The following is a 23,121-nucleotide window of genomic DNA, read 5'->3' as shown; positions in this document are numbered from 1 at the left end:
AGGAGCAGCACGGCACGTGGGCAGTGCCCACGAGGCCAGCGACAGCGCGGCCAGTGGCTGTGCGCGTCGCTGGCCCGCAGCACGCGGCCCGGGCGGCACCGTGGGTCTCAGGACCCGTGGCCGAGCGCCTGGCTCAGTTCAGCCGGGCGCCGCGTGGAGACAAGCCAGTACGATGTCGGGTCGTCCGGGTCGTCAAAGACGATTCTGACGGCGGTAGGAGACCAAGCGCGGAAGCGTACGTGGGCCCGGGCGTCCAGTCCTCGCCTCATGGCGTGCTTGAGTTCGTCGCCCTCCAGCTCGATCACCTGCGAGACGAGTTCCACCGGCAGCCGGGCCCGATCGACCCGGAGCGTATCGCCCGCAACTTCTACGACCGGTGAGACCACGATCAGCATGACGGCGGCGAGTGCCGCGATGAGCGTTCCAGCGGCGAGTGCGAGCACTGTGTCGAGTGGCAGTAGTGCGAGCCCGACGAGCAGGCCGGCGGCGGGTGCCAGCAGCCACGCGGCCGAGGACGGAAGGACACGCTCGCGGTACGAGGAGATGGCAGGCATGGACCCAGGGTGCCACGGTCCCGAGGCACCCTGGTCGGCCAGTAGCCTGGGACCGTGACGATGAGTGACGAGATGCCTGTCGAGGTCCTGGTTCAGCGCCTGGACCCCGACCTTCCGATCCCGAGTTATGCGCGCGCAGGCGATGCGGGCCTCGACCTGCTGGCGCGCACGGCATGCGAGATCGCGCCAGGAGCGCGGCAGTCAGTTCCGACCGGGCTCGCCATCGCCCTGCCGGCGGGATATGCGGCGTTCGTACATCCGCGGTCCGGACTTGCCGCCAGGCACGGACTCACTGTGCTCAACGCGCCAGGGACGGTTGACGCGGGGTACCGTGGAGAGGTCACCGTGATCCTGCACAACACCGATCCGGCCCGCAGCGTCCGCCTGGACCGTGGCGACCGAGTCGCCCAGTTGGTGATCCAGCGAGTGGCCGTGGCCGACCTGGTCGAGGTGACGACGTTGCCCGCGAGTGAGCGAGGCGCGGGCGGATTCGGCTCGACCGGGGGCGTGGCCGCGATGGAAGGACAGAGCTGATGGGATGGTTCCGTCGAGGACGGGCCGTCGAGCGGGCCGGGACCGATGAGCCGGTCGGGCCGGAAGAGCGGGCCGATCCGGCATCCTCAGCGGGTGCTCCGGCCGAGGATGCGGAAGGTAGTGGGGACGGGTTGATCGGTCCCTGGGACTCCGAGGAGGTTCGATCCCGTGGATTGCGGATGGACCTGGGGTCGTTGTGGGTGCCGAAGCGTGCCGGGATGCAGATCCGCATGGAGCTCGATCGCAAGACCCGGCGAGTGGTCGGGGTGAATCTCGCCTACGAGGGCTCCGCACTTCAGATTCAGCCGTTCGCAGCCCCGCGGACCGCGGGGCTGTGGGAAACCCTGCGAGCCGAGCTCCAGACACAGGTCGACAAACAGGGTGGCTCGGTGGACGAACGCCCGGGTCCCTTCGGTACCGAGCTGCTCGCACGTCTTCCGGTTCGGCTACCGGACGGCCGCAGCGGTCACCGGCCCGCGCGGTTCATCGGTGTGGATGGCCCGCGCTGGTTCCTCCGTGGTGTGCTGACGGGCAAGGCAGCGATCGACCCCTCGGCAGCAGTCACCATGGAGACGCTCTTCGGAGACGTGGTCGTGGTCCGGGGAACCGACCCGCGGCCTCCACGTGACCTGCTGCCGCTGCACCTTCCTGGGCAGCGGACGACTGCGGATGAAGTACCGCCGGCCAGTATCGAATTGCCCGCACGCGGACCCGAGACGACGGAGACCCGATGACCTGGCGCGAACGGCTCCGCCGGGTCGTCGCCTCCCAATCCGAGTTCGACGCCGGCGAGGAGAAGGTCGAGGCGGAGCGGCAAGGGACTGTGCCTGTGGCGCAGTGCAAGGCGCGTCAACGGGTCTGTCTGTCCGGGGTGATCCGGTCGGTCACGTACTCGCCGGCGGGGCAGGCGCCCGAACTCCTAGCGGAACTCTATGACGGTTCGGGCAGCGTCGACCTGGTCTGGCTCGGACGGCGGGAGATCCCTGGCATCGTCCCCGGGTGCCGCCTCAAGGTTGAGGGCATGCTGTGCCGCACCGCCGCCGGCCAGCCGCGCCCGGCCATCTACAACCCGAGCTACCAGATCCTGCCGCAGCGAGCGGCCTCGTGAGTGCCACTGAACACCCCCTGGGCTCGAACAGCCCGGTGGGCCCGGACAGCCCGAACAGTTCTGCTGGGCCGATCGACTCGGATGGTCCAGACCCGGGATCCGAGAATGATCCCCGTGCCGCACCCGTGGATCGTGACCACGGTGAGGCAGCTGCACGTGGCGTCCGCCAGCTCACGGCCGACCGGTTCAGTATTGCCGACTCGATTGGCGGTGTGCGCGGTCTGGTCGAGTCGGTGGCGCCGGGACTGGTGTTCGTCGTCCTGTTCGTGCTCACACGCGAGCTGACCCCTGCGCTGATCGCATCCGTGGCCGTGGCAGTCGTGGCCACCATCGCTCGTCTGATCGGGCGTACACCCGTCACTCAGGCGGTCGGTGGACTCGCCGGTGTGGCGATCGGTGCGGTGTGGGCGTGGCGATCGGGGGAGGCATCCGACTTCTTCGCGTGGGGCTTGCTTGTCAACGCCGGATTCGCTGTCGGCGTGCTCGCCTCGATCCTGCTGCGCTGGCCGGTGGTCGGTGTGCTGGTCGCGCTCTTGACCGGTCAGGACCAGCGTTGGCGCACCGACCACACGCTGCGGCGGCGCTATACGCGGGCGTCCTGGCTGTGGTTTGGGGCATTTGCGGCCCGCCTTGCCGTCCAGGTCCCGCTCTACCTGCAGGCCGAAGCAGGATGGCTCGGTACTGCACGCCTGGTCATGGGTTTGCCGTTGTGGGCGCTCGTGCTGTGGATCACGTGGTTGTGGGTGCGTCCCCGAGGAGCTGCTGTAGCGCGCTGAGGTCGTCCTCGTCGGCAGAGGTGGCGATGATCAGCAACTCGTCGCCTGCCTCAAGCGTGTCGTCAGGGCTCGGCGGGATGGGTTCATCGCCACGGATGATGGCGGCGAGCACGGATCCGGCCGGCCACGCGATGTCAGCCACGCGTTGTCCGACGACGGTCGCACCCGGTGCGAGCGTGATCTCGTACATGCTGGCACCGGACTGATGGAACGTGAAGATCCGGACCAGGTCGCCGATCGAGACTGCTTCCTCGACCAGCGCCGTCATGATCCGAGGGGTCGAGACAAGGACGTCGACACCCCAGGCCTCGTCAAACATCCATTCATTCTTGGGGTTGTTCACGCGAGCGACCACGCGCGGGACGCCAAACTCGGTCTTGGCAAGCAGTGAAACCACGAGGTTGACCTTGTCGTCCCCGGTCGCGGCGACGACGACATCGCTCTCCTCGGGGTGGGCGGTGGCGAAGCTAGCAATCTCGCACGCATCACCGAGGAGCCATTCGGCCGCACTCACCGAGGACACCTTCATCGCGGCCGGGTTCTTGTCGATGAGTGTGACCTGGTGATCGTGCCCGATGAGTTCACGTGCGATCGACCGGCCGACGCTTCCCGCTCCGGCGATAATGACCCGCATTACTCCTCCTCCGCCCGCGGCGGGCGGTTCAGCGTCCGCTGCGTCTCATCCAGGCGGTCGGTGTAGACCAGCGCGTGAAGGACGTCGTGCTCCTGGAGTACGTCGTCCGGCGAGGGGATGTAGCCATCGCCCAGCCGGGACAGGAACGCGATCCGTGCCCCGGTGGCTGCCTGAACCTGACGGACGGGCTGCCCCAGCCACCCCGCATGCAGATCCAGTTCGCACATGGTCACCGAACCGGAGGCGTCGCGGAACTCACTGGCCGCGCCCACCGGCATCATCCGCCGCAGTACCTGATCGGAGGTCCAGCGGACGGTGGCAACGGTGGTGATGCCCAGTCGCTGGTAGATCTCGGCTCGGGCAGGGTCGTAGATCCGGGCAACCACGTTCTCCACCCCGAAGGTTTCACGGACCACACGGGCTGCGATGATATTGGAGTTGTCGCCGCTGGAGACTGCAGCGAACGCGTAGGCGTCCTCGATACCGGCCTGCGCGAGGGCCTCCCGGTCGAAGCCCATCCCGGTCACCCGTCGCCCTTCGAAGGACTCAGGTAGCCGTCGGAAAGCGTCGGGGTTCTGGTCGATGATCGACACCGAATGCCCGCGTCCCTCCAGGGTCTCGGCGAGAGTGGTGCCGACGCGCCCGGCGCCCATGATGACGAAGTGCACGATGCAGACGCTACACCCGGACCGCGACTGCGCGAGCCCACGAGCCGGTGGACCGCCGCCTCGGCGTCGAGGCCCGGCGGCGCGCGCGTAGCATGGCGGCGTGCCAGACATCGTGGAAGCCGCCAAGCGGCTGCTCGTGGGCCGCCCGGTGCGTAGCGACCGGATCGGACACGTGCAGCTCCGTAAGCGGCAAGCACTACCCGTGTTCGCCTCGGACGCGTTGTCGTCGGTGGCGTACGCGCCCGACGAGATCATCCTCACGCTGTCACTGGCCGGTGCGGCTGCCGTCGTGGTCTCCCCGTGGGTCGGGCTCGCCGTCATCGCGGTGATGCTGACAGTCGTGGCGTCCTATCGCCATCTGGTGCGGGCCTACCCCGCGGGTCGCGGTGACTACCAGGTGGCCACCGAGAACCTCGGCAAGAAAGCAGGTCTGTCCGTCGCAGCCGCGGTCTTGGTCGACTATGTGCTGACCGTTGCGGTCTCGCTGTCCTCGAGCGCCCAGTACCTGACGACGATCTGGCCGCAACTGCGCACGAACGAGGAATGGGTAGCGACCGCCATGGTGGTGCTGGTCGCACTCGCGAACGTGCGAGGCGGGCAGCGGTCCCGGCGCAGCTTCGCGGTGCCTGTCTACCTGTTCCTGGCTGCGATGGGCGTGATGGCCGTCGTCGGGGGCTTGCAATGGGCGAGCGGAACGATCGGTCGCGCCGCCAGCGCCGACTACGAAGTCGTCCCGATGGAGGGCCTGGATCAGGGGCTGATGGGTATCGCGGGCGCCTTCCTGGTGTTGCGCGCTTTCTCTTCCGGGGCGGTGGCGCTCACGGGCGTCGAGGCCATCAGCACCGGAGTGCCGTTGTTCCGCCGTCCGAAGGCGCGCAACGCCGCGATCACCCTCGCCCTGCTGGGACTCATCGGCGCCACGATGCTGTTCGCGGTTCTGGGACTGGCACAGGCGACAGGGGTTCGGGTCGTCGAGGTCCCAGCCCGTGATCTGCGGATCGAGGGCAGCCCAGTCCCGGAGGACTTCGTGCAGACGCCCGTCATCGGGCAGATTGCCGAAGTCGTCTTCGTCGCGGTGCCGTGGCTGATCGTCGTCGTTGTCGCCGCGACGGCTGCGATCCTCGTGCTGGCGGCCAACACCGCGTTCAACGGCTTTCCGCAACTGGCCTCGGTGCTCGGCAAGGACGGCTTCCTGCCCCGGCAGCTGCACACCCGTGGCGACCGGCTTGCTCTGACGAACGGGATCGTCAGCCTCTCTGTCGCCGCGATCGCGCTCATCTGGATCTTCGACGCGCAGGTCACCCAGCTCATCCAGCTCTACATCGTGGGTGTCTTCGTCTCATTCACCGTCGCCCAGCTCGGCATGGTCAAGCACTGGAACCGCCGGTTGCGCACCGTGATCGCCGCACAGGAGCGCACGCAGATGCTCCGGGCCCGCGCGGTCAACGCGTTCGGCTTCCTCTTGACGGCGGTGGTGCTGACAGTGGTCGTGGTCACCAAGGCGACGCACGGTGCGTGGATCGCAGTCGGGCTGATGGCGGCGCTGTTCGTGCTGATGGGGCTGATCCGCCGCCACTACGACGCGGTGGCAGCCGAGCTCGCGTTGAGCGATGAGGGGAAGGCGAAGGCACTGCCCTCGCGCGTCCATGCTGTCGTGCTGGTCTCGCAGGTACACAAGCCCGCATTGCGGGCGCTGGCTTACGCCCGCGCCACGCGTCCGTCCACGCTGCAGGCGATCTCGGTCGCGGTTGACCCGGCAGATACGGCGCGGGTACGCGATGAGTGGGACGCTCTCGGTGTGCCATTGCCGCTGACGGTCCTCGACTCTCCGTATCGGGAGGTGACACGGCCCGTGCTGGAGTTCGTGAAATCGATCCGGCGTGAGTCCCCTCGCGACCTGGTGGTGGTCTACGTTCCTGAGTACGTGGTGGGTTCCTGGTGGGAACGGATCTTGCATAACCGCAGCTCAGCTCGGCTCAAGGCTCGGCTGCTGCACATGCCGGGTGTGGTGATGGCTTCGGTGCCCTGGCAGCTGAAGTCGGCTGAGCTGATCGGCCCATGGGCGGGAACGGCCGTTCATGACGAGACCCAACGGAGCGGTGACGATGCCCGATAGCGACGAACTGATCGAGATGACTGTCGGGCCCGCGGTCCACGGCGGGCATTGCCTGTCTCGGGTGGACGGGCGGGTGGTCTTCGTTCGTCATGCGCTCCCCGGGGAACGGATCCGTGCACGAGTCACCGACAGCCGGCGCCGGGGGCACTGGCGCGCCGATGCAGTGGAGATCCTTGACGGCGCACCCGAGCGGGTGGACTCGGTCTGGCCTGAGGCAGGACCGGGCGGCGTCGGCGGAGGAGAACTGGCACATGTGAGCCTCGATGGTCAGCTGAGCTGGAAGCGGGACGTCCTGGTCGACGCGCTGCAGCGCATCGGCGGGCTGGACACGCAGGATCCGCTGATGACGGGGCTGCGGGTGCGTGGTGTTGCCGAGGATCGGGAGCGGAACGGGCTGGGGTACCGCACCCGGATCGAGCTGGTGGTCGACGATCACGGCCGGGCAGGGATGTTCCAGCACCGCACCCACACGATCGCACCGCTACGCGCGATGCCCCTGGCTGCGGAGGTGCTCGGGGTACCGGAGCTGCTCACTCGCACGTGGCGCCCCGGCGCACGGATTGATGCGGTCGCGCCCAGTGAGAGCGACCGCCTTGTGCTCATCGACGGCGTCCCGCTGCGTGGCGGACGACGAACGGCGCGTGAGCGTGTCGAGGTCGATGGACGCAGTTGGCGGTATCGCGTAGCCGCTGAGGGCTTCTGGCAGGTACACCAGCAGGCTCCCGCCACACTCGTGGGTGCCGTGCTGGAAGCGGCCCAGCTGCAGCCCGGTGAACGCGTCCTGGACCTCTACAGCGGGTCCGGTCTGCTGACGGTTCCACTCGCGGATGCGGTGGGCGGCGAGGGTACGGTCGACGCGGTCGAGTCGGACGAGCGGGCGGTCAAGGATGCGCGCCGCAACGTCCACGACCGTCCCCAGGTCCGCCTTCACCATGGCCCGGTACACCGAATCATGCAGTCGGAACAGCTCGCCGACACCGATGTCGTGGTCCTCGACCCGCCACGCGCCGGAGCCGGCGAGGCGGTCGTCGAGCAGTTGCTGCGGACCAGGCCTCGGCGGGTGGTGTACGTCGCCTGCGACCCCGCGGCGCTCGCCCGTGATGTGGCCTATGCGCGCGAGCACGGGTACACGCTGACCGCGCTGGATCCGATCGATCTGTTCCCGCACACCCACCACGTGGAGACCGTGGCGGTCCTCACACCTGGCACGGGTGAGTGATGCGCGCGTCGCTCGCGAGCCGGGGAGCGCTGCGGTAGTATTTATCTCGATATCGAGATAAATATCGGGACATACTCGTCACGTAAGTGCGAGGATGGTCCTGCGCCGACGACGTTCCGCATGACAGGAGTGGCCAGTGAGCACCGTGGACAGCTTTTCCGCCAAGAGCACCCTGCGGGTGGGTGAGACCGACTACGAGATCTACCGGCTCGGCGCCGTCCCCGGGCTGGAGCGGCTGCCCTACAGTCTGAAGGTTCTCGCCGAGAACCTGTTGCGCACCGAGGACGGTGCCAACATCACCTCCGATCACGTCCGGGCACTGGCCGACTGGGACCCCAGTGCGCAGCCGAGCACCGAGATCCAGTTCACTCCGGCTCGCGTGGTGATGCAGGACTTCACTGGCGTTCCGTGCGTCGTGGACCTGGCGACCATGCGTGAGGCGGTGGCCGATCTCGGCGGCGACCCTGCGTCGATCAATCCGCTCTCTCCGGCCGAACTGGTGATCGACCACTCGGTGCAGATCGACGTGTTCGGCCGCTCTGACGCGTTCGAGCGCAATGTGGCGATCGAGTATGAGCGCAACCATGAGCGCTACCAGTTCCTGCGCTGGGGTCAGACCGCCTTCGACGACTTCAAGGTCGTCCCCCCGGGCACCGGGATCGTGCACCAGGTCAACATCGAGTACCTGGCCCGTACCGTGATGACCCGTGAGGTGGAGTCCGGTGGGCAGAAGGTGCTTCGCGCGTACCCCGATACCTGCGTCGGCACCGACTCCCACACCACGATGGTCAACGGCCTCGGCGTGCTCGGCTGGGGCGTCGGCGGTATCGAGGCCGAGGCGGCCATGCTCGGCCAGCCGGTGTCGATGCTTATACCGCGCGTGGTCGGGTTCAAGCTGAACGGCCAGATCCCAGCCGGCGTGACCGCCACGGACGTGGTCCTGACCATCACCGAGATGCTGCGTGAGCACGGAGTGGTCGGCAAGTTCGTGGAGTTCTACGGCGACGGCGTTGCCGCCGTGCCGTTGGCGAACCGGGCCACCATCGGGAACATGAGCCCGGAGTTCGGTTCCACCGCGGCGATCTTCCCGATCGACGACGTCACGCTGGACTACCTGCGCTTGACCGGACGCTCCGACGACGAGGTCGCCCTCGTGGAGGCGTACGCGAAGGAACAGGGGATGTGGCATGACCCGGCCACGGAGCCGGTGTTCTCGGAGTACCTCGAGCTCGACCTGGGCACGGTGGTTCCATCTATCGCCGGACCAAAGCGCCCGCAGGACCGGATCGCGATCTCGCACGCCAAGGCGGCCTTCCAGCGCGACCTTCCGGCCTACGCGCCCGAGGTGCGCAACGGCGTGGACGAGGCGGAGAAGGAGTCCTTCCCCGCCTCCGACTCGCCGGCTATCGGCAACCAGGCACGCAAGACCGTGCCGGTCACTACCCCGGACGGCGCGGCATACGAGCTGTTCCACGGCGCTGTGGCGATCGCATCGATCACCTCCTGCACGAACACCTCCAACCCGTCGGTGATGCTTGCCGCTGGGCTGCTCGCCAAGAAGGCCGTCGATGCGGGCCTGACCGTGAAGCCGTGGGTGAAGACCTCGATGGCGCCAGGTTCTCAGGTGGTCACGAACTACTACGATAAGGCCGGCCTGTGGCCGTACCTGGAGAAGCTGGGCTACCACCTCGTGGGCTACGGATGCACCACCTGCATCGGCAACTCCGGCCCGCTCGACCCGGAAGTTTCCGAGGCTGTGAATGCCCACGACCTGGCGGTCGTCTCGGTCCTGTCCGGGAACCGGAACTTCGAGGGCCGGATCAACCCCGACATCAAGATGAACTACCTGGCCTCCCCGCCGTTGGTGATCGCCTACGCGCTGGCCGGCACGATGGAGTTCGACTTCGCCCACGAGCCGCTGGGCCACGGCGAGGACGGTAAGCCGGTGTTTCTCGCCGACATCTGGCCCTCCCCGGAGGAGGTTCAGTCCACGATCGACTCCTCGATCAACCGGGAGATGTTCACCGCCGACTACGCGGATGTGTTCTCCGGGGATGAGCAGTGGCGCTCGCTCGACACCCCCGAAGGCGACACCTTTGCCTGGGATGCCGAGTCCACCTACGTCCGCAAGCCCCCGTACTTCGAGGGCATGACGGCCGAGCCTGCTCCGGTCGAGGACATCGCTGGTGCGCGGGTGCTCGCCAAGCTCGGTGACTCGGTCACCACTGACCACATCTCCCCAGCCGGGTCGATCAAGCCGGACTCACCGGCCGGGACCTACCTGGCCGAGAACGGTGTGGCGCGCAAGGACTTCAACTCCTACGGCTCGCGCCGCGGTAACCACGAGGTGATGATCCGCGGCACCTTCGCTAACATCCGGCTGCGCAACGAGCTGCTGGACGGCGTCGAGGGCGGGTTCACGCTGAACCACCTCACCGGCGAGCAGAGCACCATCTACGATGCCGCGCAGGCCTATGCCGAGGCGGACATCCCGTTGGTGATCCTGGGTGGCAAGGAGTACGGCTCCGGTTCGTCGCGTGACTGGGCGGCCAAGGGAACCGCCCTGCTGGGCGTCAAGGCCGTCATCACCGAGAGCTTCGAGCGCATCCACCGGTCCAATCTCATCGGGATGGGCGTCCTCCCGCTGCAGTTCCCAGCGGGTGAGAGTGCCGAGTCGCTCGGTCTCGATGGCACCGAGACCTTCGACATCTCGGGCGTGAGCGCCATCACCGATGGTCCTGCACCGTCGTCCGTGCACGTCACGGCCACGAAGTCCGAGGGAGTCACCGTCGAGTTCGATGCCGTGGTGCGCATCGACACCCCGGGCGAGGCGGACTACTACCGCAACGGCGGCATTCTGCAGTACGTGCTGCGTTCCCTCGTGAACGGCTGAGCGCAGACAGCCGCAGACGACGGCCGGGCAGGAGGGCGTTTCCCCTCTGCCCGGCCGCCGTCATATGCGAGGGATGTCTCGCCCTCGGCGGCTCGGCTGCGCTATGAGGTGGGGGAGAAGCCGAACACCCGACCGTAGAAGGCGAGCTCGGCTTCAAGTGCGGACCGGCGGTTGTCCGCGCGCCGGAACCCGTGCCCCTCGCCGTCGAACATCACCAGCTCGACCTCCATGCCGGCGGCACGCACCGCGTCGGCCATCAGGCGGGCCTGCTCCGGGGGCACGACCCGGTCTTGGGTCCCCTGGAAGAGGATCATCGGGGCACTGAGCTGGTTCACGTGATGCACCGGCGAGCGGTCTCGATAGGTGGAGGCTTTCTCCGGGTAAGGCCCCACGAGGGAGTCCAGGTACCGGCTCTCGAACTTGTGTGTGTGCGCTGCCAGCGCCTCCAAGTCGCCGATGCCGTAATGGCTGGCCCCGGCGGCGAACGTCTGCGTGAACGTCAACGCCGCCAGGGTCGTGTAGCCGCCCGCCGAGCCACCGCGGACCGCCGCACGGTCTGGGTCCACGAGACCCTGCTGCGCGAGCCACCGGGCACCGGAGCTGCAGTCGGCCACATCGACGATGCCCCACCGGCCACGAAGACGTTCCCGGTAAGCACGTCCATAGCCGGTGCTGCCGCCGTAGTTGACGTCGAGGACGGCGAATCCGCGCGTGGTCCAGAACTGCACCGCCGGATCGAGCCCAGCTGATGTGGCACCCGTTGGCCCCCCGTGAGAGAGGACCAGCAGCGGCGGCCGCTCCGCGTCGCTGGCCATCCACTCGGCGCTGGTCGGGCGGTAGAGGAAGCCGTGAGCGACCCCATCTGCCGACGGCCAGGAGACGTCCTCGGCCACCGAGATCGACTGCTCGTCCAGCTCGCGATCAGTGGTCGAGCGCAGCACGGTGGCCGTGCCGGCAGCGAGATCGAGTTCGACCACAGCTTCGGCCCGGTACGGCCCTGCTCCAATGAAGACGACGCGGCCCGGCGCAGCACGTACGTCACGAACCGGAGCCCAGTCACCCTCCCACGGCTCGAGAGCACCGTTGTCGATGCGTATCGCGGCCAGCCGGCGCCGACCCTGAACCGTGTATGCCGCGATCAGGTGGTCTTCGCCGAGCATGTCGATCGTCCGGGGGCCGAAGCCCCACTGCGGGACCGTGAACTCGGCGTCGCTGGGATGGAGCGGTCTGGTCCGCCGGTGTGCCCCGTCCAGCTCGGTCCGATAGAGATTCCACCAGCCCGTGCGGTCGTCGACATGCACCAGATCCCCGGCCGGGGTCCACATCGGCTCGGCGACCGATACCTGTGGACCACCCGCCACGGTCCGGTGATGCAGCAGACGTGTCCCGCCGTCAGCGACTGTGGCCACGTGCAGCTCAGAGGAGTCCCACGGCATCGCAGGGTGGTTCCAGCTGAGCCACGTGAGCAGGGCGCCGTCCGGGCTCAGACGTGGTGACGTCACGAAGTCGCTGTCTCGGATCAGCACGGTGACCAGGTCCGGGTCATGCGCCGCGGAGCCGTCGAGCGGAATCGATACGAGTGTCGCGGCGGGATCGGTCCGTGCGGCACCTGGTTCGCCATGGTCCTCGGCGATCGCGTATACGAGACCACGTGCAGTGTCGAGCTCGAAGTCGGCGTACCGGCGCCCACTGGCTGCCACGAGCGGAACGGGCGCAGCCGTGCCGCCGTCCGGATCCAGGTCGATGCGGTAGACCCGGTCGTCTTCACGCCGTGATGTCACGATCACCGAATCGGTTGCCGCATAGGACGCGCCACCGTATTCATGTGCGCGGGTCCGGACATCGAACGTGCCGCCGTCGGGGGAAGGCATCGGGACGTCGCAGACGTGGCCATTGCTGTCACGCCGCACGAGGACGCTGCGCCCCTCCTCCCACGGGCGTGACTCCACCCAGTACGTGTCGGCTCCGACGAGAGTGAGCTCGGACAGGCGCACGGTCCCCGCGGCCAGCGAGTGCGCGGAGATGGGCGAGGGCCACGCGCCGTACGGACGAACGCGACGGTGATCGGGTCGTTGCATTCCCATCGTCACCAACCTCCCGGGAGTGGACGGCCTTCGTCGTACCCTGCCCGGGACTGCAGCCCGACCAGTACACGGTCACTGAACTCGGCCAGGGTCCGAGCGCCCGCGTAGGTGCACGAGCTACGCAGCCCGGCCGTGATGTGGTCCAGGAGATCCTCGACGCCGGGCCGGTCCGGATCCAGGTAGATCCTGGAAGCCGAGATGCCCTCCTCATAGAGACTCTTGCGTGCTCGTGCGAACGGGCTGGCATCGCTGGCCGTCCGTGCCGCTACCGCTCGTGCGGACGCCATCCCGAAACTCTCCTTGTACCGGCGTCCGTCGGGGTCGATATGCAGATCGCCGGTGGACTCATAAGTCCCGGCGAACCATGAGCCCACCATGACCTGGCTGGCACCGGCAGCCAGGGCCAGGGCGACATCGCGTGGATGCCGGATACCGCCGTCGGCCCACACATGCCGGCCCAGCTCTCGTGCCCGCTGGGCGCACTCGGCCACGGCCGAGAACTGCGGGCGGCCCACCGCCGTCATCATGCGGGTGGTGCACATCGCCCCAGGGCCCACTCCCACCTTCACGATGTCGGCACCGGCCTCGACGAGGTCGGTGACGCCGTCGGCGGTGACCACGTTTCCTGCCACCACCGGAACTTCCGGATCGAGGGCACGAACGGCACGCAGCGCCTCGATCATCTTCGCCTGGTGTCCGTGCGCCGTATCGACCACCAGAACGTCGGCCCCCGCCTCGAGCAGGCCGCGGGCCCGCGCGGCGACATCGCCGTTGACGCCCACGGCAGCACCGATCCGCAATCGCCCGGCATCGTCGAGCGCCGGCGCATAGATCGAGGACCGCAGCGCCCCGAGCCGGGTCAGGACACCACACAACCTGCCCGAGGAGTCCACCACCGGAGAAAAGCGCCGTCGGGCGGCGTGCTGCGCTTCGAACGCTGCCTCCAGGGCGCCGGGGCCCTCCAGCGTGTCGAGCTCGAGCACCGCCGGGTCGGCGCTCATGACCGCCTGCGCCTGCGTGAACTGGTCCACGCCATGGCAGTCCGACCGGGCGACCACACCGACCGGACGCCCCTCATCGAGGACCACGGCGGCGCCGTGGGCTCGCTTGTCGACCAGGGTCAGGACCGTGTGCACGGTGTCGGTGGGTGCGACTGTCACCGGGGTCTCGAGCAGCGTGTGGCGGCCCTTGACCGAGGCGATCGTTCGACGCACTTCTGCCAGTGGCAGATCCTGGGGGAGGATCGCGATCCCGCCTCGACGTGCCACCGTCTCCGCCATCCGACGCCCACTGACCGCCGTCATGTTCGCCACCACGATCGGGATCGTCGTCCCGGTCCCATCCGCCGTTGCCAGGTCGACATCGAAACGCGAGGAGACGTCCGAGTAGGACGGTGCGAGGAAGACATCGTCGTAGGTCAGGTCGTGACTGATGGTGTGCCCAGGGAGCAGTCGCATACCTGCCAGCCTAGATGGTGAGGTGGGGGCGCAGGCAGTGAGCAGCGCTCGCGTGGCTGGTGACGCTCCGCAGCGTCCGGCGCGTGCTCCGCGCGGCCGCACCGGGCCTGCCGTAAGGTGCCAGGCGTGATCGAGGGCTACCGGTATGTGCGCACACCAGCCGGTGACGTCGTCTCCTCCCGCAACCGGGTGGCCTGGCTGCGAGCACGATTGTGGGGCGTGACCGCAACCGATGCGCGCCGCCTGGTCACCACCAGCGGGCGAGTGTCGAAGCAGCGCCGTCGTCTCCTGGAAGCCAAGCTGACAGGCTGGGAGGGCCCACGGCTGCCGCAGTTCGAGCACGGGATTCGCCGTGAAGCGGTGATCGCGGCCTGGGTGCACCAACGATTCGGGATCGCACCCAGTTCGCTGCTGTGTGCCGGTCGCGATCCGCGCCACCTGGCAACACCGGACGGGATCGGGGAGCACTCGATCGCCGAGATCAAGACGTCGGTCGAGGATCTGGATGGCGCCGCGCGCACCTACGCCGACCAACTCCAGTGGCAGTTGCACGTGACCGGGTGCGATCGGGTGCTGTTCGTGGTCGAGCACCGCGACACCCTCCGGCGTGACTTCCGGTGGGTGGAACGTGACGAGGAACGCATCGAGCTCCTGCGTACCCACGCGAACGCGTTCCTCAACGAGCTGGACCGGGCCCGCGCGCTGCTCGTCGCGGCTGGAGATCGGCCCGTCGATCGCCGTGAACTACGTGACCTCGACCTCTCCGGGCCGCCGGAGAACGCACAGGCACGTAGCATGGGTGCAGCTGCAGGCTGATGACGGGAGCATGAGGTGACCGAGCTGGAACGGCTGCGCGGTCCCGAGGATCTGCGCGCACTGAGCCCACGACGCCTGAGGGTGCTCGCCGAGGAGATCCGGGCGTTCCTCGTCGACTCGGTCTCTCGCACCGGCGGACACCTCGGCCCCAATCTGGGGGTGGTCGAGCTGACGCTGGCGATCCACCGGGTGTTCTCCTCACCACGGGACTCTGTGGTCTTCGACACCGGGCACCAGGCCTATGTACACAAGCTCCTGACCGGCCGGCAGGACTTCGCCGACCTGCGGCGCCGGGGTGGGCTGTCCGGGTATCCGAGCCGCACCGAGTCCGATCATGACGTGGTCGAGAACTCCCACGCGTCGACGGCGCTGTCGTGGGCGGACGGCATCTCCCGGGCCCGGCTGCTGGCGGGGGACACCGACCGGCACACGGTCGCCGTGATCGGCGACGGCGCCCTGACCGGGGGTATGGCCTGGGAGGCCCTGAACAACCTCGCCGACTCACCGGACCAGCGTCTGGTCATCGTGGTCAACGACAACGGCTGGTCGTACTCGCCGACCGTCGGCGGCCTCGCCCGCTACCTGGACGCTGTACGCACCGACCGCAACTATGAGCGGGTGCTCGGCTGGGGCAAGCGGACGCTTCAAGGCGGGGGGCGCCCGGGCAGGTTGACCTATGACGCTCTGCACGGGATGAAGAAGGGGCTCAAGGATGTGCTGCGCCCCCAGCACGGCCTGTTCGAGGAGCTCGGACTGAAGTCGATCGGACCCGTCGACGGGCACGATCTGGATGCCCTCGACGCGGCGCTGCGCAGTGCGCGGGGCTATGGCGGGCCGGTGATCGTGCACGCTGTCACTGAGAAGGGGCGCGGTTACGTCCCTGCCGAGAGTGATGCCGTCGACCGTTTCCACACCGTCGGCAAGATCCACCCGGAGACGGGACTGCCCGTGGTGCCCTCCCGCTTCGGGTGGACGTCGGTGTTCGCCGACGAGATCGTGCAGATCGCCAGGACGCGTTCGGATGTGGTCGGTATCACTGCGGCGATGCCCGAACCTGTCGGGCTGGCGCCGATGGCGCGTGAGTTCCCGGGCCGGGTGATCGATGTCGGCATCGCGGAGGAGCACGCACTCACCTCCGCGGCCGGGATGGCGTTCGCCGGACTGCACCCGGTGGTCTCGCTGTACGCCACGTTCCTCAACCGCGCCTTCGATCAGCTGCTGATGGACGTGGCGCTGCACCGCGCCGGCGTGACCATCACGTTGGACCGAGCCGGCCTGACCGGTGACGACGGAGCCAGCCACAATGGCATGTGGGATCTGGCACTGCTTCGCTTGGTGCCCGGGCTGCGGCTGGCAGCGCCCCGCGATGAGGCGACCCTGCGCAGCGCGTTGCGCGAGGCAGTGTCCGTCTCGGACGCTCCCACGGTGGTGCGCTACCCGAAGGGAGCGTTGCCGGAGCCGACGCCGGCTCTGAGCCGCACGTCCGGTCTGGATGTCCTCGCCCGGGAGGCCGGCGACGGCGGTGCCCGGGTTCTCGTGGTGGGAGTGGGACCATTCGCGGCTACTGCCGCCGAGGTCGCGCACCGGTTGGGGGACCAGGGGATCGGTGCGACGGCGGTGGACCCGTGCTGGGTGATCCCGGTACCGGACGCCTTGGTGGATATGGCGGCCGGCTTCGACCGGGTCGTGACCATCGAAGACGGCATCGTCACGGGCGGCTTCGGCAGTGCACTGCGGGACCGGCTGGCCGAATCCAGCCCCGAGGTTCAGGTGCAGGTCCACGGGATCGCGCACCAGTTCCTCTCGCACGCCTCGCGTGCACAGCTGGAGGAGGAGATGGGGCTCCGTCCGCAGGACATCGCCCGCGAGACGGCGGCAGCCGTGGCACGACGGAACGAGAACGCCTCAACGCCCGGCGTCTCGTAGCATGTGGTCCAAGCACCCGAGCGCGAAGGAACCGGCATGCGCAATGCGAGCGGAATCGCCTCCCAGGACATTGTCGTCTTCAGCGGCAGCGCCCACCCGGCACTGGCCGAACGGATCTGCGGTGAGCTCGGACTGGAGCTGAGCCCCTCCCGCATCAGCCGGTTCAGCAACGACTGCCTGCAGGCACAGTTGCTCGAGAACTGCCGTCAACGGGACGTCTACATCGTCCAGCCGTTGGTGCCGCCGACGCAGGAGCACTTGATGGAGCTGCTGCTGATGATCGATGCGGCGCGCGGGGCTTCAGCTGCCCAGATCACCGCTGTGATGCCGCACTTCGCGTACGCGCGCTCGGACAAGAAGGATGCCTCCCGCATCTCCCTGGGAGGCCGGCTGGTCGCCGATATGCTCGTGACGGCCGGAACCGACCGGGTGTTGACGATGACGTTGCACGCCCCTCAGGTGCACGGCTTCTTCTCCGTGCCGGTGGACCACCTCACGGCGCTCGGGGTGCTCGCCGACCACTTCCGCGGGCAGGAGCTGGGCGAGGCGATCGTGGTGTCACCGGACCTGGGCAACGCCAAGTCCGCCACGCAGTTCGCCCGCCTGCTGGGGCTGCCCGTCGCGGCCGGGAACAAGCAGCGCCTCGCGGACGACCGGGTGGTGATCGACGCCATCGTCGGCGACGTCGAGGGCAAGCGTGCCATCGTCCTCGATGATGAGATCGCCACCGGCGGCTCGATCGTGGAACTGATGGAACGCCTGGCTGACGCCGGATGTGTCGGGGCGTCCGTGGTCTGCACGCACGGTCTGTTCACCGGTCCAGCGCAGCAGCGCCTGCGTGAGCACCCGATGATCTCCGAGGTGGTGACCACCGATACGGTGCCTGCCCCGGCCGACTGGCTCGACCTCACGGTACGCTCCACCTCACAGCTGTTCGCCGAAGCGATCCGCCGGATCCACCTCGGCGAGTCGGTCTCGAGTCTGTTCGACGGGGTGGATCCGGCGCACGCCCCACCACAGCGGACTCTGTTCGAGGCCGTCCGGGCCTGACGAACCGTCGTCAGGTGCTGGCTGCGGTCCGCCGCAGGTACGGCGTGATACCTCCCAGGTGGAAGGGCCATCCGGCACCGAGTAGCATCGCCAGGTCGATGTCCTTCGATTCGGCCACCACGCCTTCGGCAAGCATGAGGTCGACTTCCTCCGCCAGAGCATCCCGGACGCGACGCAACAGGCCCGCCTCATCCTGACCACCCCGCTCGCCGCGCGAACCGAAGTATCGCGCGATCGAGGTGTCGACCGGTGAGGCCGCGCTCGGGCGGGACTCGAACTCGACGAACCGGGCGCCGTCGGTGATCATCGCCTGCAGGCCGGGTGAGGTGGGGTAGCGCGACCCAAGATTCTCGCGGAGCGTGTCCAATACGTGCCCGGCGACAGCGGGGCCCACCAGCTGCAGCAGCTGGAAGGGGCCCATCGGAAGGCCGAGAGGCCACAGCGCGCGGTCCGCTGTCGCGATATCGGTACCGTCCTCGAGCGATCCGAGCACCTCTCCGAGCAGCCGCACCAGCAGCCGGTTCACGACGAAGCCAGGGGCATCGGCTACCGCGACGGCCGACTTCCGGCACGCAGCTGTGACCGCGAAAGCGGTGGCGTAGGCGCCGTCGTCGGTGTGGGCGGCTCGGACGACCTCCACCAGCGGCATCTGCGCGACCGGATTGAAGAAGTGCAGCCCGACCACCCGCTCAGGGTGTTGCAGACCGGCGGCCATCGCCGAGACTGACAGAGCGGAGGTGTTGGTGGCGAGAATCGTCTCGGGTGAGAGGACCGTCTCCAGCTCCGCGAACACGTGCCGCTTGACCTCCAGCTCCTCGAACACCGCCTCGATGACGAGATCGGCACCCGAGAGATCAGCGAGCTCAGTCGTGGACGTGACCAGGGAACGGATCCGGTTGCCCTCGGCCGCGGCCAGCCGGCCCTTGGTGACGAGCTTCTGCACCTCGTCGGCGACGAACTGCAGGCCGCGATCGGCCCGCACGTCATCGAGGTCGCGCATCACGACCGGAACCTGCATCCGGCGCGCGAACAGCAGTGCGAGCTGGGACGCCATCAGCCCCGCGCCCGCGATGCCGATCCTGCGCACGGGACGTGCCACGTCGGGGTCCGGTGCCCCGACGGGGTTCTTGGCGCGACGGGTTGTCAGGTCGAATGCGTAGACGGACGCCTCGAACTCCGGGGAGGTGATCAGATCGGTGAGTGCCTCGTTCTCCGCCTCGACACTGGCGTGCCGGTCGCCGTCTGCCGCGAGGCTCAGCAGGTCGAGCGCCCGACCGGGCGAGGGTGCGGCGCCGTGCAGGCGCGCGTCCACGTCGATACGCGCCGAGGATACGAGAGCGCGGGCGGTCTCGGGCTCGTCGCCCGGGTAGCGCTCGGGAACGATGTCACCTCGAACCACGTGCGCGGCCCATCGCAACGACTCGGCGAGGAAGTCCGCAGGCTCCAGGACGGCGTCGACGATGCCGAGCCGCTCCGCGTCCGGGCCCGTGAGCTGGGCGTTCTGACGCAGCGGGTTCTCCACGATCACCCGCAGGGCGCGCTCCATCCCGATCAACCGTGGCAGCAGGAACGTCCCGCCCCAGCCCGGCACGAGTCCGAGGAACACCTCTGGAAGACCGATGCCGCGCACCGCTGCGCTGGTGGTCCGGTAGTGGCAGGAGAGCGCCAGTTCCAGTCCACCGCCGAGCGCCACGCCACCGATGAAGGCGAAGGTGGGTACGGGCATGTCGAGCAGGAGGGCGAAGGTCTCGTGCCCGGCTTCGGCGATGGCACGTGCTGAGGCTCGATCGGTGACCTCGGCGGCACCGTGCAGATCGGCCCCGGCGGCGAAGTGGAACTGCTTGCCGGTGACGGCGACCGCCACGATCTCCCCGTCGTGGGCTCGCTGCGTGAGCTCGGTCAGCACCGCCCGGAGCTCGTCCATTCCTTGGGGGCCGAGCGTGTTCGGTTTGCGCGGACCTGCCCCGTTGTCCAGGGTGATCAGTGCGAGGACGCCGAGATCTTCCAACTGGACGTCCCGGACCAGGGCGTGGGTGATGCGTTCAGTCATCGGTGTTCCTCCTGTCGGCGCTGCGGGGTGAGGCGTGGTGCGGGTTCTCCCACACGACGGTGCCCCCTTGCCCGAGCCCCACGCACATGGTGGTGATGCCATAGCGCACCTCTGGGTGGGTGGCGAACTGCCGTGAGAGCTGGCTCATCAGGCGTACACCGGATGCGGCCAGGGGATGCCCGACGGCGATCGCGCCGCCGTAGGGGTTGACCCGAGGATCGTCGTCGGCGATCTCGAAGGCGTCCAGGAATGCGAGCACCTGGACGGCGAAGGCCTCGTTGATCTCGATCAGGCCGATGTCCTCCATGGTCAGGCCGGCCAGTTCCAGGGCACGGTGGGTGGCCGGGACGGGGCCGACTCCCATCACCTCCGGCTCGACTCCCGTGTAGGCATAGGAGACGAGTCGCAGGCGTGGTTCGAGCTGCAGATCTGCGGCGGTGGCAGCATCCATCAGGAGTGCGGCGGTGGCGCCGTCTGTCAACGGTGAGGAGCTCGCCGCGGTTACCCGGCCACCGGCGCGGAATGGGGTGGCAAGTCCCTCCATCCCGGCGACGGTGGTGCCCGGCCGCGGCGGCTCGTCGGCGGTGGCCAGTCCCCAACCTCGTTCGGGGTCTGGGACGCCGACGGGGACGAGATCGGCGTCGATGTGACCCTCGGCGAGTGCACGGGCGTACTTGCGCTGTGACGCTGCTGCGTAGGCGTCGGCACGTGGGCGGGTCAGGCGTGGGTACCGGTCGTGGAGGTTCTCGGCCGTGGCGCCCATCACCAGCGCGTCGGTGGAAACGAGCCGCTCGGCGACGAACCGCGGGTTGATGTCAGCGGAGGCGCCGAGTGGGTGACGCCCCATGTGCTCGACGCCACCGGCCACCGCAGCGTCGATCGCCCCGATGGCGATCTGCGCGGCAACGTTCGTGACGGCGGTCATCGCTCCGGCACACATCCGGTCGATCGCGTAGCCGGGGACGGTCCGGGGGAGGCCGGCAAGCAGGCCGACCGTCCGGCCCAGGGTCAGACCCTGGTCGCCTTGTTGCGTGGTCGCAGCCAGTGCGAGGTCGCCGATACGGTCCGGCACGAGGGCGGGGTTGCGACGGAGCAGCTCACGGATGACGGCCACGGCGATATCGTCGGCGCGGGTGTGCGCATACAGTCCGTCGGGGCGGGCGCGTCCGAACGGGGAGCGGACGGCATCGACGAGGACGACATCACGGCCGAGCAGGGGCATCGGGACCTCCAGGTCACGTCACTGGGACTGGGAGTACTAGGTACTGGTGGTCCTACCCTAACCTGCCCGGACCTGCGGTGGGGGATCAGTCGCGTGCGGAACGCAGCGCGCCGGCGAGGAGTACGCCCACCTGCTCGATCTGCCATGGCCGGGCACCCAGCTGCTCGAGTTCAGAGGTGACACCGACGAGGCTCAGGTCGGAGGGCGGATCCCACGCGATGCGGCGCTGGTACTCGGGGGTGAGCAGGTTCTCCTGCGGGAGATCGAGCTCGGCTGCCCGTGCCCGGACCACCAGCTTCACCGCGTCCAGCCGCGCCGCCGCCTCGGGGTTGCGGTCCTTCCACGCCCGTGGCGGTGGCAACGTGTCCGAGACGGGACCGCGCCGGGCTGGATAGGCCGATGTGGGCAATGCCATGGCGCGGGCGACGGCCTCGAACCACAGGCGGGTGCGCCGTGCGGCCGCCTTGTGTTTGAACGGGCGTAACGCCGCCAGCTCGGCGACCGTCGCCGGCCGCGTGGTGGCGGCGGCGACGATCGCTGCATCTGGGAGGAGTCGGCCGGGGGAGAGGTCGATGCGGCGCGCTTCGGCGTCACGGACCTGCCACAGTTCCCGCACGATCGCTAGGCCCAGCCCGTCTCGCACCTGATGTGAGCCGGAGGTCCGGCGCCACGGTTGCTGTCGTGGTGGTGGCGCAGGTGCCGTCCGCACGGCTTCGAACTCCTGCAGCGCCCACTCCAGCTTGCCGGTGCGTTCCAGGGCTGCGGCCAACCGGTCCCGCAGGTCCACCAGGACCTCCACGTCCAACGCGGCGTAGCGCAGCCACGCCTCGGGCAACGGGCGGGTGGACCAGTCGGCGGCCGAGTGCTCCTTCGCGAGCTCGAGTCCGAGCTCGGCGGCGACCATCGGCCCCAGACCCACCCGTTCGCGCCCGAGCAACCGCCCGGCGAGCTCGGTGTCGAAGATGCGGCTCGGGACGAGGTTCACCTCGGCCAGGCACGGCAGATCCTGGCTCGCAGCGTGCAGCACCCATTCGGTGCCGGCGAGCGCCTGCCCCACGGCTTCCAGATCCGGCAGCGTTCGAGGATCAAGCAGGGCGGTGCCGGCACCTTCACGTCGCAGCTGGACGAGATAGGCGCTCTGTCCGTACCGATAGCCCGAGGCACGTTCGGCGTCGACCGCGACAGGGCCCGTGCCCCTCCTCAGCGCATCGACCACGCGGTCGAGGTCCGCCGGCGTCTCCACGACGTCGGGAACACCGTCTGCGGGCTCGGTCAAGGGGACGAGCTCGGGAGGGGGCTCGTGCTCGGGATCGGCCGAGGTTCCGGATGGGGGGGACGTGGTCATCGTTTGGGTCTCAGGGCGCTCACGTTGTCGGGGACAGGAGGCAGACCTGCAGCCTGACAGGTCAGGAGCGCCCAGGCACGCAGATGGGACGACATATCCGTACCTTCGGGCGTCCACGAGGCGCGGATCTCGATCTCCACCTCGCCGGCGCGCAGTTCGAGACCACCGAATGTCTCCGACAGTACTCGCGTGACCGTCCCGGACAGCGAGTGGTAGCCGGCCTCCTCGGCGACCAGCGCCTCGGTCAGCCAGGACCATCCGACCTCACCGAGCATCGGATCGGCCGCGAACTCTTGCTCAAGGTTCGCCCGCGCCATGACGATCACCCGGAACTCGCCGTTCCACGCCTCCTGGCCCTCCGGGTCGTAGAGCACAACGAACCGGCCGTTTCCCACCATGTCCTCCGGGTCCCGGGTAGGATTCACCTCGCCGGTGAGAGCGAGCGCATAGGGGGCGATGCGGGTGGGAGCGGGCACCTCCTCGAGGTGGAATTCCGGGCGCATCCGGTGGCCGCGCAGGCTCAACAGTGCGGCCTCGAAGTCCGGTGGTGCTACCGGGGTCCGCTGCACGTTCACGCGTCCAGGCTAGGCGTACACCGCCTCCGGGCGTCCAGGGCGCGCCGAGGGGAAGTCGGTAGACTCGCGCGGGCTCACCATCTCGGCCCGCTAT

Annotated in this window: 19 protein-coding genes; 10 read left to right on the top strand and 9 right to left on the bottom strand. The window is 68.6% G+C overall.

From position 1 onward, the window contains the following. Positions 1 to 107 precede the first annotated feature (107 nt). Positions 108 to 554 (bottom strand): DUF3093 domain-containing protein, encoded by a 447-nt coding sequence (locus IM660_RS10245; RefSeq protein WP_193495224.1) that lies wholly within the window; start codon positions 552 to 554, stop codon positions 108 to 110. A gap of 60 nt (positions 555 to 614) precedes the next feature. Here IM660_RS10245 and dut point away from each other — a divergent pair, with 60 nt between their 5' ends. The 4 genes from dut to IM660_RS10225 are packed head-to-tail and all read left to right on the top strand — an operon-like array spanning position 615 to position 2,972. Further along, complete coding sequence (dut, locus tag IM660_RS10240) at positions 615 to 1,088, top strand: dUTP diphosphatase (protein ID WP_193499341.1); 474 nt, start codon at positions 615 to 617, stop codon at positions 1,086 to 1,088. Continuing rightward, on the top strand, positions 1,088 to 1,822 hold the full coding sequence (locus IM660_RS10235; protein WP_193495223.1) for a DUF3710 domain-containing protein: 735 nt from the start codon (positions 1,088 to 1,090) through the stop codon (positions 1,820 to 1,822). The genes dut and IM660_RS10235 overlap by 1 nt, the downstream gene beginning before the upstream one ends. Continuing rightward, positions 1,819 to 2,196 (top strand): OB-fold nucleic acid binding domain-containing protein, encoded by a 378-nt coding sequence (locus IM660_RS10230; RefSeq protein ID WP_193495221.1) that lies wholly within the window; start codon positions 1,819 to 1,821, stop codon positions 2,194 to 2,196. The genes IM660_RS10235 and IM660_RS10230 overlap by 4 nt, the downstream gene beginning before the upstream one ends. Next, complete coding sequence (locus tag IM660_RS10225; RefSeq protein WP_246464891.1) at positions 2,193 to 2,972, top strand: DUF3159 domain-containing protein; 780 nt, start codon at positions 2,193 to 2,195, stop codon at positions 2,970 to 2,972. The genes IM660_RS10230 and IM660_RS10225 overlap by 4 nt, the downstream gene beginning before the upstream one ends. On the opposite strand, the gene IM660_RS10220 is transcribed toward IM660_RS10225, so the two are convergent. After that, the gene (locus IM660_RS10220; protein WP_193495219.1) at positions 2,926 to 3,606 is read right to left on the bottom strand and encodes a potassium channel family protein; all 681 of its coding nucleotides are present in this window, start codon (positions 3,604 to 3,606) and stop codon (positions 2,926 to 2,928) included. The genes IM660_RS10225 and IM660_RS10220 overlap by 47 nt on opposite strands. Further along, complete coding sequence (locus tag IM660_RS10215) at positions 3,606 to 4,259, bottom strand: potassium channel family protein (RefSeq protein WP_193499339.1); 654 nt, start codon at positions 4,257 to 4,259, stop codon at positions 3,606 to 3,608. The genes IM660_RS10220 and IM660_RS10215 overlap by 1 nt, the downstream gene beginning before the upstream one ends. Positions 4,260 to 4,374: 115 nt before the next feature. Between IM660_RS10215 and IM660_RS10210 the strand changes: the two genes are divergently transcribed. The 3 genes from IM660_RS10210 (at position 4,375) to acnA (ending at position 10,502) form a co-directional block, all read left to right on the top strand. Continuing rightward, positions 4,375 to 6,390: an APC family permease gene (locus IM660_RS10210; protein WP_193495217.1), complete on the top strand. Its 2,016-nt coding sequence runs from the start codon at positions 4,375 to 4,377 to the stop codon at positions 6,388 to 6,390. After that, positions 6,380 to 7,609 (top strand): class I SAM-dependent RNA methyltransferase, encoded by a 1,230-nt coding sequence (locus tag IM660_RS10205; protein ID WP_246464890.1) that lies wholly within the window; start codon positions 6,380 to 6,382, stop codon positions 7,607 to 7,609. Before IM660_RS10210 ends, IM660_RS10205 begins: the two co-directional genes overlap by 11 nt. Before the next feature lie 136 nt (positions 7,610 to 7,745). After that, on the top strand, positions 7,746 to 10,502 hold the full coding sequence (gene acnA / locus IM660_RS10200) for an aconitate hydratase AcnA (RefSeq protein ID WP_193495213.1): 2,757 nt from the start codon (positions 7,746 to 7,748) through the stop codon (positions 10,500 to 10,502). A gap of 101 nt (positions 10,503 to 10,603) precedes the next feature. On the opposite strand, the gene IM660_RS10195 is transcribed toward acnA, so the two are convergent. Both IM660_RS10195 and IM660_RS10190 read right to left on the bottom strand, forming a co-directional pair. After that, positions 10,604 to 12,586 carry a S9 family peptidase gene (locus IM660_RS10195; protein ID WP_210768958.1) on the bottom strand — a complete coding sequence of 661 codons (1,983 nt, stop codon included), beginning with the start codon at positions 12,584 to 12,586 and terminating at the stop codon, positions 10,604 to 10,606. 2 nt (positions 12,587 to 12,588) lie between these two features. After that, positions 12,589 to 14,043: a GuaB1 family IMP dehydrogenase-related protein gene (locus tag IM660_RS10190; RefSeq protein ID WP_193495212.1), complete on the bottom strand. Its 1,455-nt coding sequence runs from the start codon at positions 14,041 to 14,043 to the stop codon at positions 12,589 to 12,591. A 126-nt stretch (positions 14,044 to 14,169) separates the two neighbouring features. Between IM660_RS10190 and IM660_RS10185 the strand changes: the two genes are divergently transcribed. From IM660_RS10185 to IM660_RS10175, 3 genes are read left to right on the top strand one after another with little or no spacing between them, the layout of a single operon-like run. Beyond that, positions 14,170 to 14,859 (top strand): YqaJ viral recombinase family protein, encoded by a 690-nt coding sequence (locus IM660_RS10185; RefSeq protein ID WP_193495210.1) that lies wholly within the window; start codon positions 14,170 to 14,172, stop codon positions 14,857 to 14,859. A gap of 15 nt (positions 14,860 to 14,874) precedes the next feature. Further along, the gene (gene dxs / locus IM660_RS10180) at positions 14,875 to 16,785 is read left to right on the top strand and encodes a 1-deoxy-D-xylulose-5-phosphate synthase (protein WP_193495208.1); all 1,911 of its coding nucleotides are present in this window, start codon (positions 14,875 to 14,877) and stop codon (positions 16,783 to 16,785) included. 36 nt (positions 16,786 to 16,821) lie between these two features. Beyond that, positions 16,822 to 17,835, top strand: a complete 1,014-nt coding sequence (locus tag IM660_RS10175) for a ribose-phosphate diphosphokinase (protein ID WP_193495206.1) — start codon at positions 16,822 to 16,824, stop codon at positions 17,833 to 17,835. A 10-nt stretch (positions 17,836 to 17,845) separates the two neighbouring features. On the opposite strand, the gene IM660_RS10170 is transcribed toward IM660_RS10175, so the two are convergent. From IM660_RS10170 to IM660_RS10155, 4 genes are all read right to left on the bottom strand, one after another. After that, a complete protein-coding gene (locus IM660_RS10170; protein ID WP_193495204.1) occupies positions 17,846 to 19,885 on the bottom strand; it encodes a 3-hydroxyacyl-CoA dehydrogenase NAD-binding domain-containing protein in 2,040 nt (679 codons plus the stop codon). After that, a complete protein-coding gene (locus IM660_RS10165) occupies positions 19,878 to 21,107 on the bottom strand; it encodes a thiolase family protein (RefSeq protein ID WP_193495202.1) in 1,230 nt (409 codons plus the stop codon). Before IM660_RS10165 ends, IM660_RS10170 begins: the two co-directional genes overlap by 8 nt. 85 nt (positions 21,108 to 21,192) lie before the next feature. Further along, entirely contained in the window at positions 21,193 to 22,452 is a 1,260-nt protein-coding gene (locus tag IM660_RS10160) for an HRDC domain-containing protein (RefSeq protein ID WP_193495200.1), read from the bottom strand. After that, a complete protein-coding gene (locus IM660_RS10155) occupies positions 22,449 to 23,027 on the bottom strand; it encodes a DUF3000 domain-containing protein (protein ID WP_246464889.1) in 579 nt (192 codons plus the stop codon). The genes IM660_RS10160 and IM660_RS10155 overlap by 4 nt, the downstream gene beginning before the upstream one ends. Positions 23,028 to 23,121 lie beyond the last annotated feature (94 nt).

Origin of the sequence: Ruania alkalisoli (assembly GCF_014960965.1) — a bacterium.
GTDB lineage: Bacteria > Actinomycetota > Actinomycetes > Actinomycetales > Beutenbergiaceae > Ruania > Ruania alkalisoli.
The sequence above is the reverse complement of the archived record's forward strand: the minus strand, read 5'-3'. Positions and strand labels throughout refer to the sequence as shown.

Bases quoted from the DNA above. Each gene is read 5' to 3' on its own strand.
- IM660_RS10245 (WP_193495224.1), bottom strand. From the start codon at position 554: ATGCCTGCCATCTCCTCGTACCGCGAGCGTGTCCTTCCGTCCTCGGCC.
- dut (WP_193499341.1), top strand. From the start codon at position 615: ATGAGTGACGAGATGCCTGTCGAGGTCCTGGTTCAGCGCCTGGACCCC.
- IM660_RS10235 (WP_193495223.1), top strand. From the start codon at position 1,088: ATGGGATGGTTCCGTCGAGGACGGGCCGTCGAGCGGGCCGGGACCGAT.
- IM660_RS10230 (WP_193495221.1), top strand. From the start codon at position 1,819: ATGACCTGGCGCGAACGGCTCCGCCGGGTCGTCGCCTCCCAATCCGAG.
- IM660_RS10220 (WP_193495219.1), bottom strand. From the start codon at position 3,606: ATGCGGGTCATTATCGCCGGAGCGGGAAGCGTCGGCCGGTCGATCGCA.
- IM660_RS10215 (WP_193499339.1), bottom strand. From the start codon at position 4,259: ATGGGCGCCGGGCGCGTCGGCACCACTCTCGCCGAGACCCTGGAGGGA.
- IM660_RS10205 (WP_246464890.1), top strand. From the start codon at position 6,380: ATGCCCGATAGCGACGAACTGATCGAGATGACTGTCGGGCCCGCGGTC.
- IM660_RS10195 (WP_210768958.1), bottom strand. From the start codon at position 12,586: ATGGGAATGCAACGACCCGATCACCGTCGCGTTCGTCCGTACGGCGCG.
- IM660_RS10190 (WP_193495212.1), bottom strand. From the start codon at position 14,043: ATGCGACTGCTCCCTGGGCACACCATCAGTCACGACCTGACCTACGAC.
- IM660_RS10175 (WP_193495206.1), top strand. From the start codon at position 16,822: ATGCGCAATGCGAGCGGAATCGCCTCCCAGGACATTGTCGTCTTCAGC.
- IM660_RS10170 (WP_193495204.1), bottom strand. From the start codon at position 19,885: ATGACTGAACGCATCACCCACGCCCTGGTCCGGGACGTCCAGTTGGAA.
- IM660_RS10165 (WP_193495202.1), bottom strand. From the start codon at position 21,107: ATGCCCCTGCTCGGCCGTGATGTCGTCCTCGTCGATGCCGTCCGCTCC.
- IM660_RS10160 (WP_193495200.1), bottom strand. From the start codon at position 22,452: ATGACCACGTCCCCCCCATCCGGAACCTCGGCCGATCCCGAGCACGAG.